At 71.9% G+C, this 17,535-nt stretch carries 18 protein-coding genes; 7 read left to right on the top strand and 11 right to left on the bottom strand.

Annotated elements, in window-relative coordinates:
- The first annotated feature begins 8 nt into the window (after positions 1-8).
- Complete coding sequence (locus ACZ5K7_RS30935) at positions 9-794, top strand: DUF4253 domain-containing protein (protein ID WP_468918321.1); 786 nt, start codon at positions 9-11, stop codon at positions 792-794.
- 212 nt (positions 795-1,006) lie between these two features.
- Here the strand turns inward: ACZ5K7_RS30935 and ACZ5K7_RS30930 are convergent, their stop codons facing one another.
- Positions 1,007-2,863, bottom strand: a complete 1,857-nt coding sequence (locus ACZ5K7_RS30930) for an FUSC family protein (RefSeq protein WP_468918318.1) — start codon at positions 2,861-2,863, stop codon at positions 1,007-1,009.
- Between the two features lie 553 nt (positions 2,864-3,416).
- Positions 3,417-4,148, bottom strand: coding sequence for a DUF7873 family protein (locus tag ACZ5K7_RS30925; protein WP_468918315.1), 732 nt, complete (start codon positions 4,146-4,148; stop codon positions 3,417-3,419).
- Between the two features lie 883 nt (positions 4,149-5,031).
- Here ACZ5K7_RS30925 and ACZ5K7_RS30920 point away from each other — a divergent pair.
- Both ACZ5K7_RS30920 and ACZ5K7_RS30915 read left to right on the top strand, forming a co-directional pair.
- A complete protein-coding gene (locus ACZ5K7_RS30920) occupies positions 5,032-5,445 on the top strand; it encodes a RidA family protein (RefSeq protein WP_468918313.1) in 414 nt (137 codons plus the stop codon).
- Positions 5,442-5,894, top strand: coding sequence for a GNAT family N-acetyltransferase (locus tag ACZ5K7_RS30915; RefSeq protein WP_468918310.1), 453 nt, complete (start codon positions 5,442-5,444; stop codon positions 5,892-5,894). Before ACZ5K7_RS30920 ends, ACZ5K7_RS30915 begins: the two co-directional genes overlap by 4 nt.
- Before the next feature lie 105 nt (positions 5,895-5,999).
- Here ACZ5K7_RS30915 and ACZ5K7_RS30910 read toward each other — a convergent pair whose 3' ends face one another.
- Together ACZ5K7_RS30910 and ACZ5K7_RS30905 are read right to left on the bottom strand one after the other, a co-directional pair.
- Positions 6,000-6,722: an aspartate/glutamate racemase family protein gene (locus ACZ5K7_RS30910; RefSeq protein WP_351695034.1), complete on the bottom strand. Its 723-nt coding sequence runs from the start codon at positions 6,720-6,722 to the stop codon at positions 6,000-6,002.
- 5 nt (positions 6,723-6,727) lie between these two features.
- Positions 6,728-8,185, bottom strand: coding sequence for an NCS1 family nucleobase:cation symporter-1 (locus ACZ5K7_RS30905; protein ID WP_468918308.1), 1,458 nt, complete (start codon positions 8,183-8,185; stop codon positions 6,728-6,730).
- Between the two features lie 185 nt (positions 8,186-8,370).
- On the opposite strand from ACZ5K7_RS30905, the gene ACZ5K7_RS30900 reads away from it, so the two are divergent.
- Together ACZ5K7_RS30900 and ACZ5K7_RS30895 are read left to right on the top strand one after the other, a co-directional pair.
- On the top strand, positions 8,371-9,045 hold the full coding sequence (locus ACZ5K7_RS30900; RefSeq protein ID WP_351695038.1) for a GntR family transcriptional regulator: 675 nt from the start codon (positions 8,371-8,373) through the stop codon (positions 9,043-9,045).
- Between the two features lie 172 nt (positions 9,046-9,217).
- Positions 9,218-10,696: a LamG domain-containing protein gene (locus ACZ5K7_RS30895; RefSeq protein ID WP_468918305.1), complete on the top strand. Its 1,479-nt coding sequence runs from the start codon at positions 9,218-9,220 to the stop codon at positions 10,694-10,696.
- A 29-nt stretch (positions 10,697-10,725) separates the two neighbouring features.
- Here the strand turns inward: ACZ5K7_RS30895 and ACZ5K7_RS30890 are convergent, their stop codons facing one another.
- Complete coding sequence (locus ACZ5K7_RS30890; protein WP_468918303.1) at positions 10,726-11,463, bottom strand: uracil-DNA glycosylase; 738 nt, start codon at positions 11,461-11,463, stop codon at positions 10,726-10,728.
- A gap of 231 nt (positions 11,464-11,694) precedes the next feature.
- Between ACZ5K7_RS30890 and ACZ5K7_RS30885 the strand changes: the two genes are divergently transcribed.
- Positions 11,695-12,333, top strand: a complete 639-nt coding sequence (locus tag ACZ5K7_RS30885) for an RNA-binding S4 domain-containing protein (protein ID WP_468918300.1) — start codon at positions 11,695-11,697, stop codon at positions 12,331-12,333.
- A gap of 185 nt (positions 12,334-12,518) precedes the next feature.
- On the opposite strand, the gene ACZ5K7_RS30880 is transcribed toward ACZ5K7_RS30885, so the two are convergent.
- The 3 genes from ACZ5K7_RS30880 to ACZ5K7_RS30870 form a co-directional block, all read right to left on the bottom strand.
- On the bottom strand, positions 12,519-12,989 hold the full coding sequence (locus tag ACZ5K7_RS30880) for a DoxX family protein (protein WP_468918298.1): 471 nt from the start codon (positions 12,987-12,989) through the stop codon (positions 12,519-12,521).
- Positions 12,990-13,099: 110 nt separating this feature from the next.
- Positions 13,100-13,780, bottom strand: a complete 681-nt coding sequence (locus ACZ5K7_RS30875; protein WP_468918295.1) for a class I SAM-dependent methyltransferase — start codon at positions 13,778-13,780, stop codon at positions 13,100-13,102.
- 57 nt (positions 13,781-13,837) lie between these two features.
- A complete protein-coding gene (locus tag ACZ5K7_RS30870; protein ID WP_468918292.1) occupies positions 13,838-14,794 on the bottom strand; it encodes an acyltransferase domain-containing protein in 957 nt (318 codons plus the stop codon).
- A gap of 66 nt (positions 14,795-14,860) precedes the next feature.
- Between ACZ5K7_RS30870 and ACZ5K7_RS30865 the strand changes: the two genes are divergently transcribed.
- On the top strand, positions 14,861-15,160 hold the full coding sequence (locus ACZ5K7_RS30865) for a DUF6343 family protein (protein ID WP_351695050.1): 300 nt from the start codon (positions 14,861-14,863) through the stop codon (positions 15,158-15,160).
- 178 nt (positions 15,161-15,338) lie between these two features.
- Here ACZ5K7_RS30865 and ACZ5K7_RS30860 read toward each other — a convergent pair whose 3' ends face one another.
- The 3 genes from ACZ5K7_RS30860 to ACZ5K7_RS30850 all read right to left on the bottom strand — a co-directional run bounded on the left by ACZ5K7_RS30860 (position 15,339) and on the right by ACZ5K7_RS30850 (position 17,471).
- Complete coding sequence (locus ACZ5K7_RS30860) at positions 15,339-15,725, bottom strand: tetratricopeptide repeat protein (protein ID WP_351695052.1); 387 nt, start codon at positions 15,723-15,725, stop codon at positions 15,339-15,341.
- A gap of 72 nt (positions 15,726-15,797) precedes the next feature.
- A complete protein-coding gene (coaE, locus tag ACZ5K7_RS30855; protein WP_351695053.1) occupies positions 15,798-16,409 on the bottom strand; it encodes a dephospho-CoA kinase in 612 nt (203 codons plus the stop codon).
- Positions 16,410-16,532: 123 nt separating this feature from the next.
- Positions 16,533-17,471, bottom strand: a complete 939-nt coding sequence (locus tag ACZ5K7_RS30850) for a PAC2 family protein (protein WP_351695055.1) — start codon at positions 17,469-17,471, stop codon at positions 16,533-16,535.
- Positions 17,472-17,535 lie beyond the last annotated feature (64 nt).

Below are 17,535 nucleotides of genomic sequence, written 5' to 3'. Positions count from 1 at the left end.
GTGCCACCATGTCATTTGCCCTGCCCGACGATCTACCTCCTGGCCGGTTCCTGCCCTGCGGTCCCGCACACGTGTGGATCTCCGACGAGTTCCCTGACGACGTCGAACGGCTGTGGCCTCGTCTGCTGAGCGAGCATGGAGCACACGGCCTGATTCCGTTCCTGTGCTGGCCCAGCGGCCTGGGCAGTCCGCTCAGCCTGAGTCATGTCGACGCCGTCCGCCTGGAGGAGGTGCTGGCGGCGGACTTCGCCGAGTACCGCCGCAGGAGGCTGCCCTTCTGGACGGACCCGACGCCGGTCCCGGCACCCGAAGGAATCGAGCCGTGGCCGCACGACCCCGGACCGCCTTTCGAGCAGTGGCCGGGCCTGGCACCGGAGATGCCGGTAACGTCCGCGGCCCCGACGCCCGAGGAGGCCGCGTCCGGTCTGCTGAGGCAGCTGATCAGGAGGGGCGATTACGGGCTGGCCGATTGCCGCCTCGTTCTCGTCCCGGCCCGTCGCGGCAGCGATGCTCTGGCGTTGACCGGCTGGTCCTCGGAGGCACCGCTGCCTCTGCTGTGCGCACTCCTGCGGAGCTGGGAGGACCGCTTCGGTGCCCGGGTGGTGGCGGTGTTCGGCAGCGAGCTGTACGTATCGGTCGCGAGACCTCCCGTTGAAGCGGGCCACGCGAACCTGCTCGCTCTGGAGCACGTGCTGTCGACCGCCGACAACATCGTCGATGACCCGCCCACACCGTTCCCCGAGTACGCGACGGACCTCGTGGGACGGACGTCCTGGTCGTTCTGGTGGGACTAGGCAGGACGGGGGTCGTCTCGGTGGACTCCACGACGGCGGGTACGGCCGCGCACCGAGCCGGGCGAGGTCCTGGCCGACGAGGCGGATTCTTCACGCACGCATCGCGAGCACCCGCGCAGGCGCGGGATCCGCGCGGTGATCCCGTTCCGGCCGAGCGACGCGGCCACCGGCTTCGTCGCGGCGGCCGCTCGGGGTGATCCGAACAAAATGCCCTACGCGGAGACCGGCATCCGGGGCACCGTGAGTCCGAGCCGCTGCCCGCCGTGCTCCAACTCGGCTGCCAGGTCCTGGAGTTGCCGGGTGTGCCGGGGGGTGAGCCGGCCTGTCTCGTCGAGGTGCACGGCACACGCGGTGGTCGTGTCCACGAGCCGTTCGAGTACGGCGGCCACCGCGTCCGTGCCCTCGGTGCGCCGGGCGAGGGCGGGGAGTTCGGCGGCGGCGAGGGCGATCGTGGTGCGGGCCTCGGCGAGGGTGCGGTAGGCCTCGCGGCGCAGGGCCCAGCGTTCGCCGCGGTCGTCGGACTCGCTCAGGACGTGGTCGAGGTAGGCGTGCGCGGCCCGCCCGGCCGCCGCGAGCCGGGCCCGTACCCCGCCGCCCCGCTTCCCCGCCATCGGCAGATGCCCCACGATCAGCACGATCGCGCACGCCAGCAGGGTCTCGCCGATGCGGCCGGCGGAGGCCTGTGGTTCGCCGCCGACCATGACCAGGGCGAGCACGAGGACGGTGACGGCGGCGGTCTGGGCGGCGAAGTGCCGGGTGGACACCGGGATGACCGCTCCGCAGACGGCGACCAGCGCGATGAGCCCTTCGGGCCGGGGCAGTACCGCGGCGAGGCCCGCGAAGAGCAGGGCGCCGAGCACGGTCCCGGCGGCCCGGCACAGCACCCGGGAGGCGAGCGGTCCGAGGTCGGGCTTGACGAGGAAGACGGCGGTGGCGGGCAGCCAGTACCAGTGCTGGTGCTCGCCGTACCAGCGGGCCTGGTGCAGGGCCTGGGCGATGCCGGCGCTGGCCCCGAAGCCGAGGGCGACCCGCAGCCCGTACTCCCGGCCGCCGCTGCCGAGCGCGGCCCGCAGCACCTCCTTCGGGCTGCGGCGCCGGGCGGGCGGCCGGTGCCGCGCGCCCTCGGCCCGGTCGAAGGCCTCGGCGGCGCGCAGCAGGGCGGCGTCCAGGGCACGCAGGGCGGGCGCCGACCGGGACGGCGCGGGCAGCGGCCCGGTGCCGTCGTTCTCCCGGACCGCGATGGCGAGCCGCCGGGGCCCTTCGGCGGCCCGCGCGGATATCGGCTCCTCCGCCCAGGCGAGGGCGGTGGCGGCCTCGGCGAGGGGCAGTGCGGCGGCGTACTGCGCGTGCAGCCGGCGTTCGGCGGCGGAACTGGCGTGCCGCCGCAACCGGGGCCCGGTGAGCGCGTCCTGGGCATGGTCGAGGGCGGTGCTCAGCGCCTTGCGCCGGGCGAGGGCGGCCTCGCCGCCGACGGCGTCGAGCAGGTCGGCGACGGCGTCGTACACGGCGGCGACGGCGTCCCGTTCCCCGTCGAAGCGGTAGTCGCCGGTGAGGGCGCCGGGGGTGGGCAGGGCGAGCCGCAGCACCAGCAGCCAGCCGGCTCCGGCGAGGAAGGCGAGGGCCCGCTGCCAGCCCTCCTCGGCGACCGGCATCCCGGCGCCGATGGCGGCGGCGACCAGTAACTGCGTCCCCGCCCCGGAGGCGACGGGGCCGACGGCACTCATGCCGCCGGCGACCAGTCCGAGCCCGGTGAGCAGCAGGGTCAGGGGTACGGCGGTGAGGTGCTCACCGCCGTAGGTCCCGACGAGCAGGCCCACGGCTCCGGCCGCCGCGGGCGCCCCGAGTCGTCGCACGGCGGCCCGGCGGCTGCCCGGCCGGTCGTTGATCCCGGCGAGCATCGCGGCGATGGCGGCGACCACACCGAGAGAGGTGTGGTGGAGCAGGACCGCGGTGAGCAGCAGCGGCCCGGCGGCCAGCGCCCCTCTCGTCACGGCGCTCCAGGGCACGGGCCCGCGCTGGGCGCGCAGGGCGTGGGCGATCCAGGGCGGCGGGGCGACACGACGGGACACGGGGCTCCTGTACGGCGGACGAGGGCGGGGGTATGCCTTCGGGCGACGGCGGCCGTGGCTTCCGGTCTGGGTCTGTCCACCGTAGATCGTGTTCCCGTACGGAACGGTGCGTTTGCATTTCCGAGGTGTGACAAGTGGGGCGAAGGGCCGTGTTCTTTATGAACGCAATTTCACGACTCCACGACGAACGGGAACGGGCCCGGGGGCGTAGCCTGCCCCCGGGCCCTGGAGTGCCGCCCATCATCACACGCCGGCACACTTGAGAACCCGGGTCAGTCGTGAGGTCGCCGCGTCCTTCCTTTGGACCACCACGCATCGAGCTGCGCGGGCAGGACTTGAACCTGCATTTCGACGTACTGGGGCCCAGGCCCGTTCGATCCGGCGATCGGCGGCGAATGCTGAGTCTGGAGCGAGAGTCTGAGATTCAACGCGGTCCGCCCCGTGTTCTGTGGGGTACGACCGCTCGTCACGACAAGGCTCAGCTTCAGCTTTGCGCTCCTCGCGCACCCCGGCCGCGAAGGACCGGGGAGTCTTCTGTGTCAGTCGTCCTCGATCACCCGAAGAGGTATCCGAACACGGCGTCCCCGACCCGCTGGTCGACGACGTCGGCGCCGTTCGCCTCTTCGCGGGCGAATTTGACGGCCTGCTGCAACTTCTCGACCCGGTCGAGGAGTTCGTTGATACGCCGGGCGGGCAGGGCGCCCGAGAACTTCACGGTGGTCCAGTACCCCACCGGAATGTCCTCGTAGTACACCTCGACCTGTGCCGGGTGTTTCTCGGTCGCCTCGGCCTTCACATGGTTACGAGGCACCTTCTTGGTACGCAGGGTCCGCACCGGCTCGGTCTTCCAGGCGTCGGTGGAGGGATCCTGCACCCACGACTCGGAGGCGTCGAGCACGGGCAGCTTCCGCACAAAGGTATTGAGATCGACGAGCTGCTTCTCCAGGAACAGCAGATAGGCCACGGGCACGGCGGCGACGAGCACCCGCCCGTCCACCTTCACATCGGCCCTGGCCTCGCAGTTGGCCCAGTCCTTGGTGGCGGTCACGTCGAAGAGCCGCGTCAGCGTGGCCGAGGTCTGCCGCAACACGTCCTCGGCCTGCACCTGAACCCGCGTGGATTCGGGCGGCAGTTGCTCGCCCTCCTCGTCCTTCGGCTGATACGTCCGCGAGATTCCGGCCAGCAAAGCGGGTTTCTGCAATCCGTGATGAGCCGCCGTCAGGTCCTGATGAGCCTTGGACTTGATGCCCTTCTCGACCGCGATGATCTGATTGAGTTTCGCCACGTGAAGGACGGTAGCAGCGGCAACTGGCCGATTCCCACGTATTTTCGAGTGGGGGAAACGCGTCACGCGGCACCGAAAGGACGCTCTGGCCGACAAGTTGGTGAACCCGGGTTCTCTGCTCCGAGGGCAACAGTGCCATCGTGATCCGGACAAGGTCGGCGGCGCAGGACCCGAACGCGGAGACGAGGCCGTCGAACCGCGACGCCCTGGCGAGGTCCTGCGCAAAGCTGCCCGTGGGAGCGCCTGTCTGACACGAGCAGAGCCGGATGGGGCCGCCCTTGTGGTTCGGATCGTTCTTCAGCATCTGAGCGAAGACCCGGTGATTCACCACGCGCGCACCGCCCGGCTCCGCATCCTCCACGCTGGGGGGACGCCCCATTGGGTGAGCCGCGGATCCACACATCGTGTATCCCGGTAGCTTCTTCGACTTGGGAACCAGGTTGTTCAGCTTGTCTCCCGGCGCAAAGAACGGCGATTCCTGTTGCGGCGCCTCGCGCGATGCCCCTTGCGCAGTGCCTGATGTCCCGGCCGTCGGCTTGCTGGGCTGGGCCGCCACCGACTCGGCCTCCTCGGCCCGCGCCCGTGCGCTCGCCCGCTTCACCGCCACGAGGTCCGCCGCGTCGCCCTCGGCGGCTCGCACGCCGGTGCCTTCGAGTGCGCCCGCTGCGTCGCCCTCCGGACCGCCTTCCGCGGCTCCGGCGACTCCGCCGCCTCCCATGCCGCCCGAGACGATGCCATCCGCGATGTCGCAGGACTGCTGGTCGCGGGTGCCGTACGGCGGCCTTCCCTCCCGGTGCCGCCCGCGTCCGGAAATTCAGGTGCGGGCGCGCGGTCGGGGCGCGGATGATCGGCGGGTTGTCCGCCGTTCACTTCAGGAGCCCCAGTGATCCAGCGCGTCACCACCCCCGCTCTCTTCCCGCCGCCCGGCTACTCGCACGTCTCCGTTGTCGAGGCCGGTACGAAGCTCGCGTTCCTCGCCGGTTCCGTTCCGCTGGACGACGAGGGGAGGCTCGTCGGGGAGGGGGATCCACCGCGGCAGGCCGAGCGGGTGATCGCCAATCTGCGGGAGCAACTCCACTCCGTCGGCAGCGACTTGGACCATGTGCTGACGACCGATGTGTACGTCGTGAGCAGTGAGCCCGCGGTGCTGTCCAGCGTCTGGGAGGTCGTCGAGGCCTCCGGGCTCAGCGCCGGGCCGCATTCGTCGACGCTGATCGGCGTGGCCTGCCTGGGGTACACCGGGCAGCTGGTGGAGATCACGGCCACGGCCGTCGTGCCCGAGAGAGCTCAGGGGTGAATGCCGAGGCCGTGCTGCGCCGGGCGGTCGGACCGGACGCCGGCGCCGTCGCCGACGTCTGGCTGCGGTCGTACTCCGCCGCCCTGCCCACCGTCGTCCGGGCGCACTCCGACGACGAGGTGCGCGCGTACTTCCGGGATGTCGTGGTGCCGGAGCGGGAGACCTGGCTCGCGGAGGTGGGCGGTCGCGTCGTGGGCGTGATGGTGCTCGGGGAGGATTCGCTGTCCCAGTTGTATCTGGCCCCCGAGTGGCGGGGGCGGGGCCTCGGTGACCGGTTCGTCTCGCTGGCCAAGGAGCGCTCCCCGCGGGGGCTCACGCTCTGGACGTTCCAGGTCAACAAGCCTGCCCACCGCTTCTACGAGCGGCACGGTTTCCTCGCCGTCGAGCGCACGGACGGCAGCGGGAACGAGGAGCGGGAGCCGGACGTGCGGTACGTCTGGCGGCCCTGAAGCCACGCGTTGGGACCCGCCGCCGGTGCCGGCCGAGCGTGCGCCCCGGCGATCAGGTCGGCGCCGAGGACTCTCACGGGACCCGGGTTCCCGGCGCGACCGCCGCTATGGCGACCCGGTCCCCCACACCCGCCTCTTCGGCAACGGCTTCGCATAGCTCCCCGCCCGGCTGGTCGTGAGCCCCAGCGCCACCAGTGACTCCGCCAGCTTCACCGCCGCGCCGACCCCGTCGACCACCGGAAGCCCGAGCTTCTCCCCCACCGCGCGCTGCAGTCCCGTCATCCCGGCGCAGCCGAGGACCAGGACCTCGGCGCCGGCGTCCCGGACCCGTTCGGCCGCCGCGAGGAACGCGGCCTCCGTGCGCCCGGGGTCGCCGGCGAGGTCGAGGACGCCCAGTCCGGTGCCCGTCACGGCCGCGCAGTTGCGGGCCACCCCGGCCGTCTCCAGGCTGTCCTCGATCTGCCCGCGCGACCGCTCCAGGGTCGTGACGACGCCGTACCGGCGTCCCAGCAGGCAGGCCAGATGGGCGGCGGCCTCAGTGATGTCCACGACCGGTACGTCCACCAACTCCCGTACGCCCTCTCGCCCGTGCTCACCGAAACCGGCCATGACCACCGCGTCGTACGGCGGGCCGTGGTAGGTCCGCAGTGCGTCGATGACGGCCGCGGCCGAGAGGTGGCTGTCGAGCCAGCCCTCCACCGACTCCGGGCCCCAACTCGGGGTCAGGCCCGTCACGGTGGTGCCCGGGCCTGCGGCGGCCCGGGCACCTCGTACGATCTCCTCGGTCATCTCCTGCGTGGTGTTGCAGTTGGTGACGACGATCCGCACGGTCGTCAGACCTCCCGGGGTGCGACGGCTCGGTCGGTGCGGCAGAGCGCCGCGTACAGCCCGGCGGCCAGCGCCGTGCCGATGAACCAGGAGTACGGCGCCACCTGGCTGAACGTCTTCACCAGCGCGAGCACCGCCGCGACCGCCGCCGAGGGCAGGAACGCCCACAGAGCCTTGGGGTTGACGCCCTTGCGGTAGTGGTACGGGGAGCCGGGGGCCGCGTCGAAGAGCTGCTGGACGTCCACCTTGCCGCGCTTGATCACGTAGTAGTCGACCATGATCACGCCGAACAGCGGTCCCAGGAAGGCACCGAGGCCGCCGAGGAAGTAGTTGACGACGGTGGGGTTGGAGAAGAGGTTCCAGGGGGTGACGACCAGCGCGGCGACCGTGCTGATCATGCCGCCGACCCGGAAGCTGATCTTCTGCGGCCAGACGTTGGCCAGGTCGTACGCCGGTGAGACGAAGTTGGCGACGATGTTGACGCCCATGGTGGCGACCGCGAAGGTCAGGGCCGCCACGACCAGGACCCAGGTGTTGCCGACCTTGGCGACCAGTTCGGCCGGGTCGGTGATGGCCTCGCCGAAGACCTCCAGCGAACCCGACGTGACGATCACCGAGACGACCACGAAGGCCGTGGAGTTGACGGGCAGGCCCCAGAAGTTGCCGCGGCGGACGGTGCGGTAGTCCGGCGCGAAGCGCGAGAAGTCGCAGAAGTTGAGCATCAGCGTGCCGTAGGTGGCCAGGATCAGGCCGATCGCGCCGAACCACTGCCGCCACTGCTCGCCGATGGAGACCGGGTGCGGGGTGGAGGTGAGCGAGATCGTCCAGTGGGCCTTGGCCAGGATCCAGACGGCGAGCGCGATCATGACCAGCCAGATCGCGGGTCCGCAGAAGTCCTGGAACTTGCGGATCGTCTCCATGCCCCGGCTGATGATCGCAGCCTGGATCAGCCAGAGGGAGACGAAGGAGGTCCAGCCGAGCGCGTCCAGACCCAGGAAGGAGTGGTGCGTCCAGGACTCCAGGCCCGGCCAGGCCGCCAGCAGCATCACGTTGACGGCGACGGACGCCAGATAGGTCTGGATGCCGTACCACATGATGGCGATCACGGCCCGGATGAGCGCCGGGATGTTGGCGCCCCAGACGCCGAAGCTGATCCGGCTGACCACCGGGAAGGGCACTCCGTGGCGCTGGCCGATCCGCCCCATCCAGTTCATGCCGATGTAGATGAGCACGAAGCCGGCGAGGAGGGAGGTGAAGACCTGCCAGACGTTCATGCCGAGGACCAGCAGTCCGGCGGCGAAGGTGTAGTTGCCGAGGTTGTGGACGTCGGACATCCACATGGCGAAGAGGTCGAAGACCTTCCAGTTCCGCTGCTCGGCGGGGGCGAGGTCTTCGTTGGTGAGCCGGGGGTCGGGGACGAACGCGGGTGCGCCGGTGGCTTCGGCGCGGTCGGCCAGGGACACGGGGCCTCCAGGGACTCCAGGGACTGCGGGACCTGTGGGGACGGGGAGGGCGGAGGGCGAATGCCGAGTACTGCGCGCGTTTGGTATACCAAACTGCCGTCATGGTCCTCCCGTCAAGCGTTCCGACCGATGTCCGTCCCGTTACGGCTCCGTAAAAGCCCCCTCAGGTCGGCGAAGATGGCCCCATGGGATCCCCCACCACGAAGATCGAACCCCTGGGCGCGGTGCGCGAGCGCGTCCTCGCCACCCTGCGGCAGGACATCATCGCGGGACGTCTGGGCCCTGGCGACCGACTGGTCGAGCGCGAGCTGGCCGAGCGGTTCGGGGTGTCCCGGGTGCCGGTCCGGGAGGCGATCCGGGCCCTGGTCGCCGAGGGATTCGTCCACTTCGAGTCGGCCCGCCGGACCGTCGTGCGCCGGCTGACCCCGACCGACGTCAAGGAACTCTTCGAGCTGCGCGAGGCACTGGAGGTGTACGCGGCCGGGCTGGCGGCGGCACGGGCGACCCCGCAGGCGCTGGCCGAGCTGCGGGACCTGCTCGACCGGGCCGCCGCGGCGACGCGGGCCGGGGACGCCGAGACGATCACCGACATCAACACCCGCTTCCACGACCGGATCCTGGCCCTGGCCGGCAACAGCCTGCTCATCTCGGTGATGGAACCGGTCGACGGCCGGCTGCGCTGGCTCACCCGACGGAACGAGGAGTGGCCGCAGTTGCTCACCGAACACCGGGAGCTCTACGACGCGATCGCCTCCGGCGACCCGGACCGCGCCCGCGCCCGCGCCCTCGGCCACGTCCAGGCCAACTACCGGTCGACGGTACGGCACCTCTTCGGCGAGGAGCCCGAGCAGCGGCTCTGACCTCGCACCGGGTTGTCCGGGTTGTCCACAGGAACACCAGTTCGCACAGAGATCTCCTAGAGTTCTCCTCATCAGCGAAGATCGCAACGGATCCGATCGGACCACACGGGCCGGACCACACAGGTCGGACCACACAGGTCGGACCACACAGGTCGGACCACACGGGGAGGGCATGACCATGGTGAGCAGGCGGGGGCTGCTGAGCGAAGCCGCGCGCATGGGGTTGGGCGCGGCGGCCGGCATGGCGGCGGGCATGGGGGCCGCCGCGGTCGACCCGCCGCTGGACACACCGTTCACCCCGGTCGCCGCACCGCATCTGGCCGAGGCCGAACAGGTGGTGCAGTACCAACGCATGCTGGCGGCCGGTTACCTGCCGACGGGACTGGCCGGACACTGGCCGCTGGACGGCTCCGGCACCGACCGCTCCGGCCTGGAGTATCCCGTCACGCTGGGCTCCGGGGCGAGCTGGACCAGTCTGCGGGCGAGCGGTGAGCTGAGCCTCGACGGGACCTCGGGTGCCTACGCGGCCACCGACTCCGTCCTGGACACCACGGCCCCGTTCACGGTCGCGGCCTGGGTCCGGCTGGCCGACGACGCCGTGCTGACGGACATGTACACGGCCGTGAGCCAGGACGGCGGCAGCGCCAGCCGCTTCCTGCTCCAGTACGACGGCAGCCCCGGAACCTGGGCCTTCAAGGTTCGCAGCGAGGACCAGAGCGCCAAGGTCTCCGCGCTCGGCTCCACGCCCGTCACCAGGACCGGCGTCTGGACCCATCTCGCAGGCGTATGGGACGGCACACGCGTCCAGCTGTACGTGAACGGCGGGCTGGAAGGCAGCGCCGAAACGACCCTGTCCTGGGCCGCCACCCAGGGCTTCGGCATCGGCCGGGCCCGCTGGGACGGCGGCTACGTCAACCGTTTCAAGGGCGCGGTCGACGACGTCCGTGCCTACGGCCGCGCCCTGAGCGCCGCCGAGATCGCCCTGATCAGCGGCGCTACGGCACGCGCCAACAACGTCTATCTGATGAACGCGACGGCGACCGTCACCTGGGGCCGCCCCGACGACCTCGCGAGCTGGGTGGCCCGGGCCCGCTGCGCCTCCTTTGTCACGGCACTGCTCAGACACACCTACGGCTGGGCGACCGACGCCTACTTCCTCCAGTACTTCCAGGAGAAGGGCCCGGAGGCCGCCGACTACTGCTCGGCCTTCCTGAAGGACACCGGCGGCCCGCGCTTCCGTCCCGTCCGCAAGGTCGCCGACCTACAGCCGGGCGACCTGATCGCGGTCGACTACAACGGGCAGGACGCCGAGAACACCGGGCACATCGTGGTGGTCCGCGAGGTCAAGGGGGTCTTCAGCGGGGTCGCGGACTTCCCGAACGAGACCCAGTACGCCGTGGAGATCATCGACTGCACCTCCGACACGCACGGGGTGTACGGCCTGAGCAACTACCCGCGGTACCCCGACACCCGCATGGTCGGCACCGTGGAGGGCGAGAACTTCCAGGGCGTCGGCATCGGCCACATGATGTTCTACGCCTCCGACGCCACCGGCGCGTTCTCCCGCTACCGCTGGAGCGTCAACTCCTCCGCGTCCACCGGCACCCATCCGGTCACCGACCGCCCGGTGGCGGCAGCCCGCATCGTCTGAGCCCACCGCCGTCAACGCCTTCAACGCCGTCACTGCAACCCGGCCGCCTCGGCCGCCGTCCGCAGCACGTCGCGGAGCATCTCGGGGGTGAGGCGGCCGGTGAAGGTGTTGCGCTGGCTGACATGGAAGCAGCCGAAGAGGTCCAGCCCGTCGAGGTCGACGCGGGTGCCGTGGGCGAAGGCCGGACGGGGCCGGGGCACACTCCAGCCCGCCTCGGCCAGGGCGGGCAGCGCGGCCTGCCAGCCGAAGGCACCGAGCACCACGGCGGCGCGCGCCGTCGGCCGCAGCAGCGTCAGCTCCTCGACCAGCCAGGACCGGCAGGTGTCGCGCTCCTCGGGGGTCGGTTTGTTGTCAGGTGGGGCGCAGTGCACGGGCGCGGTGATGCGCACGCCGTACAGTTCCAGGCCGTCGTCGATGCGCTCCGATGTCGGCTGCGAGGCGAGCCCGACGTCGTACAGCGCCTGGTACAGCACATCACCGGAGCGGTCCCCGGTGAACATCCGGCCCGTGCGGTTGCCACCGTGCGCGGCCGGGGCGAGGCCGATGATCAGCAGCGGGGCGTCGGGCGGCCCGAAGCCGGGGACGGGCCTGCCCCAGTACGTCCAGTCGGCGAAGGCGGCGCGCTTGGTGCGCGCCACCTCCTCCCGCCAGGCGACCAGACGAGGGCAGGCCCGGCATGCGCTGACGCGCTGGTCGAGGCGGCCGAGGGGGTCGAGGGAGGCCGGAGGGGTGGGAGAGGGGGGAGGGGGTGGAGGCGGGTGGGGCACAAGGTCCACGGTAGAGCCCGGCGGACCTGGCCGTGCGAGATCGATGCGGTCGGTGTGCGTGGAGTGCGCGGGCGTGCGTGGGCATGGGGCGCGTGGGCGTCGGGCGCGTGGGCATGGCGCACGTAGACATGAGGTGCGCGTGGGCATGGGGCGCGCGTGGGCATGGGGCGCGCGTGGGCGTTCCGGGAAATCGGCTCCGTTTCTCCCGGCTCGGGGGGCTAGGGTCGGGGCATGGCTTCTGAGGACGCGGGCGTGGGCAGGGAACGGGAGAGCAGCGGGACGGGAACCCCCGCCCCCGCCTCGGCCGAGCCTGCCGAAGGCACCGAGGCGCCGGCCGGCCAGGCCCCCGACTCCGACCCCGCGGCCGTCGCCGCGGCCGTCGCCGCCGCCGAGGCCGCGGCACCCGCTCCCGGCGAGAACGTGCGGATCGACAGCTGGATCTGGGCCGTGCGCCTGATCAAGACCCGCTCGATGGGAGCCACCGCCTGCCGGGGCGGGCACGTCCAGGTGAACGGCGAGCGGGTCAAGCCCGCCCACTCCGTGCGCGTCGGCGACGAGGTGCGACTGCGCCACGAGGGGCGGGAGCGGGTCGTCATCGTGAAGCGTCTGATCCGCAAGCGGGTCGGCGCCCCGGTGGCCGCCCAGTGCTATGTCGACAACTCGCCCCCGCCGCCGCCCCGCGAGGCCTTCGTCCCCATCGGCCTGCGCGACCGCGGCACCGGCCGCCCCACCAAGCGCGACCGCCGCGAGCTGGAGCGGCTGCGCGGCCTCGGCGGAATGGGAGGAACGGGCGGAGCCGGCGGGACCGGCGGCATGGGCGGAACCGGCGGCATGGGTCGGCCGAGCGGTGGGCGCCCCGGCGGACGGTGATCCACCGGGGCCGGCTCCACGGGGCTCGGCCGGGCCGGGGCCGGACGACGGGGCTACGCCGGTGCGGGGCCGGCGGCCAGGGCTCGCGGGCCAGGACCGGCTGGCTGGCGGGGCTCAGCTGAGCCGGCCGGCGGGGCGCACCGCCGGCGCGGGGCCGGTTCCCCTCGCTCGGCGGGGGCGGCGCGTCACGCACGTGGCCGTACCAGTCCCCACAGCCGCGCGTTCTGTCCGCGCCGGGCCCAGGCGATCAGGGCCAGCGGCACGATCAGGATCAGTGGGGTCGCCGCGTACTGGCCGTCGAAGACGGTGAGCTGGACGATGAACGCGCCCAGCATGAGCGCACTCAGCGCCATCGCCGCCACCGACTGCAGTACCGGTATCAACAGGGCGATGGCGCCGGCCAGTTCGAGCGCGCCGATGGTGTACATGCCCGCGCTGCCCCAGCCGATGCTGTCGAAGGACTCGACGGCCGACGGATGCGCGATCAGCTTGGGCAGCGCGCTCGCGATGGCGTAGAAGAGGGCGAGCAGCACCTGCACCGTGCGCAGGGCCAGGCGGGCACGGCGGCCACGGGCCGTCGCCGACTCGGCGACGACGGGGGCGGTGGTGGCAGTGGTGGAGGTGGCGAGCGCGACGGAAGCGGTCGGCTTGGGCATGGGGTTCTCCTGGGGGAAGCGGTCCCGGTTGCTGTCACCGAGGTAGACCCGCCGCCGTGGGGAAACTCATCGACTGCCGCCGGGATTTCCGGGCTGCCCGCCGCTTCTCGCTATGCCGCCGGTACCGCCCTCACCCACACCCTGTCCTCGGTCAGATACTCGGTCACCTGCAGTCCCGCCTCCGCGAGGGCCGCCTCGAACTGCTCCTCGGTGAGCGGCCGGGCCAGGAACGTCTGTGTCCAGGCCGCGTCCGGGAACTCGTACTCCGCGCGCACCGAGTTCACCCCGTCCGCGACCGGCTCCACGGACACGATCCGTACCGTGTATCCGCTGGGGTGGACCCGCTCCCTCGGCACGTTCGAGTGGTAGTCGGCGCCCTCCCGCTGGATGAGCACGCAGCCGCCGTCCGCCACATGCGCCGCGCAGGTGCGCAGCATGCCCTGGCGTACCTCCACGTCCCCGGTGTTCACCAGGAAAGACGCGAGCATCACCACGTCGAACTTCTCGCCCAGGTCCAGCCCTTCGATGGAGCCGCGTATCGTGCGTGCCCCGCGGACGCGCTCCAGCATCTCCCCCGACTCGTCCACCGCCGTGACCGTGAACCCGCGCTCCAGGAGCGGGTGGGTCATCCGCCCCACGCCACTGCCCAGCTCCAGGATGTGGGCGCCGGCCGGGACCGCCGCCTCGATGATGTCCGGCTCGTCCCCCACCGCCAGCCGCGAGTAGAGCTCCACCGCGCAGCCGTCCGGGGTCATGGAACCGGGTCCTGTCCCCTTGTGCCCCTCACGCATTTCAACCGTCATGCCCGGACAACGACCCACCCCCGCACGACAGTTCCCGCGGTGACGTCACCCTCCCCAGGGGAACCACCCGTGTCCGAGATACCAGTGGCCGCCCGCCCGCAGATGGTCGCCGACCGCCCGCTCCACCGAGGTACGCCGGGGCAGGTCCCGTACCGGCAGGTCCGGGGCGCCGAAGACGAACTGGACCGCGGTCGTGTCGGCCGGTTCCGTGTCCTGGTGCCCGAGCCGGAACCGGTCCTGGAAGCGGACGATGTTCGAGTCCCCCCGCAGGTACCGCCTCAGCTGCGGGTCGAGCAGCCAGGAGTGGCAGGTCGCGACCGCGTGGTCCTCCTCGGGAAAGTGCCGGGGGAAGAACTCCCGTGCCAGGGCCAGCGAGCGGTCGCAGGCGGTGGGGGTCAGCGGCCCTCGGTAGTCGGGTATGTGCAGGTTCAGGCAGGGCTGCCCGGGAGCCACGGCCTGGCCCGTCCCTGTCGCCGTGGCCGCCCACTCCGTGACCGCCCGAGCCGTGCGCTCGCCGAGCCGGGCCCGTTCGTACTGCAGCCGGCCCAGCTGGTACAGCTCGCCGCGGAAGTGGCGGACGAGCCAGGACGCCTGGAGGGCCGACAGTCCTCCGCTGCCGTAGCGCCTGCGGTGCAGCGTCATGCCGCGTCCCAGGTCGGCGAGCGTGTGCCGGGACACGTCGGCGGGGACGCCCCGCGCATGGTGGTACGCGCGGGCGTGGGGCAGGGCGGCGAGGAAGACGTAGACCAGGAAGTAGCCGTCCAGTGCGGCCGGAGCGGCGGCGGCCCTCTCACCCAGTCCGGAGGGGCCTCCGGCTCCGGCCGCGGCGGGGGCCGGAGCCGGCGTGGCGCCGGTGACCTCGTCGGCGCATTCGGCGAGCAGCCGCCGGATCCCGGGATCGGCGGTCACCGTCCGGTGCAGGGCCACCACCGCGTTGATGTCCTCGTGCGGCACGGCGAGGTCGAGGAGCAGGTCGGGCAGGTCGTCGGCGTCCGGCAGCACGGCGGGGTCCCCCTTGGTGAACGTCCTGGTCGAAGAGTACGTTGCAAGGAGGAGTGGTGATCCGTGATGCGTACGGGCAGTGAACCGGCGACCGCGCGCAGTGCGCTGCGGGCGCGGCTGTGGCTGAGTGTGTGGGGCGTGGCCTGGGCGATCTTCGGCACGGTGGTGTTCGTGCTCGTCGGCCGTCCCGGCTGGGCGGCCGCCTGCGGGGTGCTGTGGCTGGTGGCCACCGCCGACATGACCATGATCCTCAGGCACATCAGGCAGGGCCCGCACTATCAGCCGGGCCGCGATGTGCCACCGTACCGGCCGGCGGACGGCGACCCACGGCGGCTGCGGCACCCGCCGCAGCACCGGCACCCATGAGCAGCCTTCCACTCACACCCCGGCGAACCGAGCGACCCCGCTGAACGCGCCGTCCGAACCGGGCGGCCCCGCCGAACGTCCGCTCACACCCCGTCGCATCAGGCGCCCCACTGACCGCGCCGTCCCGCCCCGCTGACCGCGCCATCCGACCGACCGAGCGACCCCGCCGAACGTCCGCTCAGGCGCCGTTGTCGAAGCGGGCCGCCTTCAGGTACTCCGGGTTCGGGTCCAGGGCGGCCGCCAGCCGGAAGTGGCGTATCGCGAGGTCGGCGCGGCCCTGGCGTTGGTAGGTGCGGGCGAGCGCGAAGTGCGCGAACGCGTTGTCCGGCTCGCGCTCCAGCACGATGGTGAACTCCAACTCGGCAGGGCGCAGTTGCGCGGCCGCGAAGAAGGCACGCGCGCGCAGCAGCCGGGCGGCGGTGTTCTCGGGGTGCGCGGCGATCACTCCGTCGAGCAGTTTCACCGCGCCCCGCGGGTCCCGTGCGTTGAGCAGTTGCTCGGCGGCACGGAAGTCGATGACATGCGTCTCCGGAGTACGTCCGGTCGAACCGCTGGTCTCGGGCACGGCACAGTCCTTCCCTCACTGAAGCGGTTCAACGCCCGGACGGGTGCCCGCTATTTCGAAGACGCACGACCGTCAACTCGAACCGGACACCCGCGCCCGGCGTACGAGGTCGGCCCACACCTGCGCGACCCGTTGTTCGAGCGCGTCCAGGGGCACGTCGTTGTCGATCACGATGTCGGCGATCGCCAGGCGTTTCTCGCGTGTCGCCTGCGCTGCCATGCGCGCGCGTGCGTCCTCCTCGGCCATCCCCCGCAGCCGGGTCAGCCGGTCGAGCTGGGTCTCGGGGGCGACGTCCACGACGACCACGACGTCGTAGAACGGCGCGAGGCCGTTCTCCGCGAGCAGCGGTACGTCGTTGATCACCACCGCGTCGGCGGCGGCCGCGTTCTCCAGTTCGCGGGAGCGGGCCCCGACCAGGGGGTGCACGATCGAGTTCAGCACGGCGAGCTTCTCGGGGTCGGCGAAGACGATCGAGCCGAGCTTCGGCCGGTCCAGGGTGCCGTCGGCGGCGAGCACGTCCGGCCCGAAGGCCTCGACCACGGCCGTCAGGCCGGGGGTTCCCGGCTCGACGACCTCACGCGCGATACGGTCCGCGTCGACCAGCACCGCGCCATGCCCGACGAGCAGCCGCGACACCTCGCTCTTGCCGGCGCCGATCCCGCCGGTGAGGCCAACTTTCAGCATGCCCCGAAGCTTAGGCCCTGCCTCCGACACCGGACCGGACAGGCCCTGGTGCCAGCCGGACCCGACCGGACAGACCCTGTTTCGAGGCCCGGACCGGCCTGGCTCCGGGCCCCGCAGGGGGACTCAGCCGTCGCCCTCTCGCTCCGCGAGGAAACGCTCGAACTCCAGGCCGATCTCGTCCGCGGAGGGGATCTCCACCGGCTCGGCGAGCATGTTGCCCCGGGTCTCGGCGCCGGCGGCGGCGTCGTACTGGTGCTCAAGGCCCTGTACCAGGGCGGTGAGTTCCTCGTCGCCCTCCTGGATCTGGCGGTCGATCTCCGTCTGCGTACGGTGGGCGTCCGTGCGCAGGGCGTGGGCGATGCCCGGGAGTACCAGGCCGGTGGCGCCCGTGATGGCCTCCAGGACGGTCAGGGCGGCGTCGGGGTAGGCGGAGCGCGCGATGTAGTGCGGGACGTGCGCGGCGACACCCAGGACGTCGTGGCCGGACTCCATGAGGCGGTATTCGAGCAGCGACGCGGCGCTGCCGGGCACCTGGGCCTCGTCGAAGGGGCTGCTGTGGCCCGGGACGAGGTCGGTGCGGTTGCCGTGCGGCGTGAGGCCGACGGGACGGGTGTGCGGAACGCCCATGGGAATGCCGTGGAAGTCCACGGACAGCCGGACTCCGAGCCGCTCCACGATCTGCCGTACGGCCGCGGCGAAGCGTTCCCACTCGACGTCCGGCTCGGGGCCGGACAGCAGCAGGAACGGCGCGCCCGTGGCGTCCTGGACCAGCCGGACCTCGATGGTCGGCTCCTCGTACTCGGCCCAGCGGTCCCGCTTGAAGGTCAGCAGCGGGCGGCGGGCCCGGTAGTCCACGAGCCGGTCGTGGTCGAAGCGGGCGACGACCTGGTGGGGCAGCGAGTCGAGGAGCCGGTCGACGATCTGGTCGCCGGTCTCGCCCGCGTCGATGTATCCGTCGAAGTGGTAGAGCATGACAAGACCGGCCGACTCCTGGGCCAGCGCCATGTCCACCACGGCGAGGCCCTTCGGCTCCCATGCGTACAAACCCTGCGGATCAAGCACTGTGACCGCTCCTCCTCGTGTTCGTACGGGACAACATGGCCACGGCGGCGAGCATTCCCGCCGG

The organism is Streptomyces sp. NPDC031497 (assembly GCF_055580905.1).
Note: the sequence above shows the minus strand (reverse complement) of the source record. Positions and strands in the feature narration are given on the sequence as shown.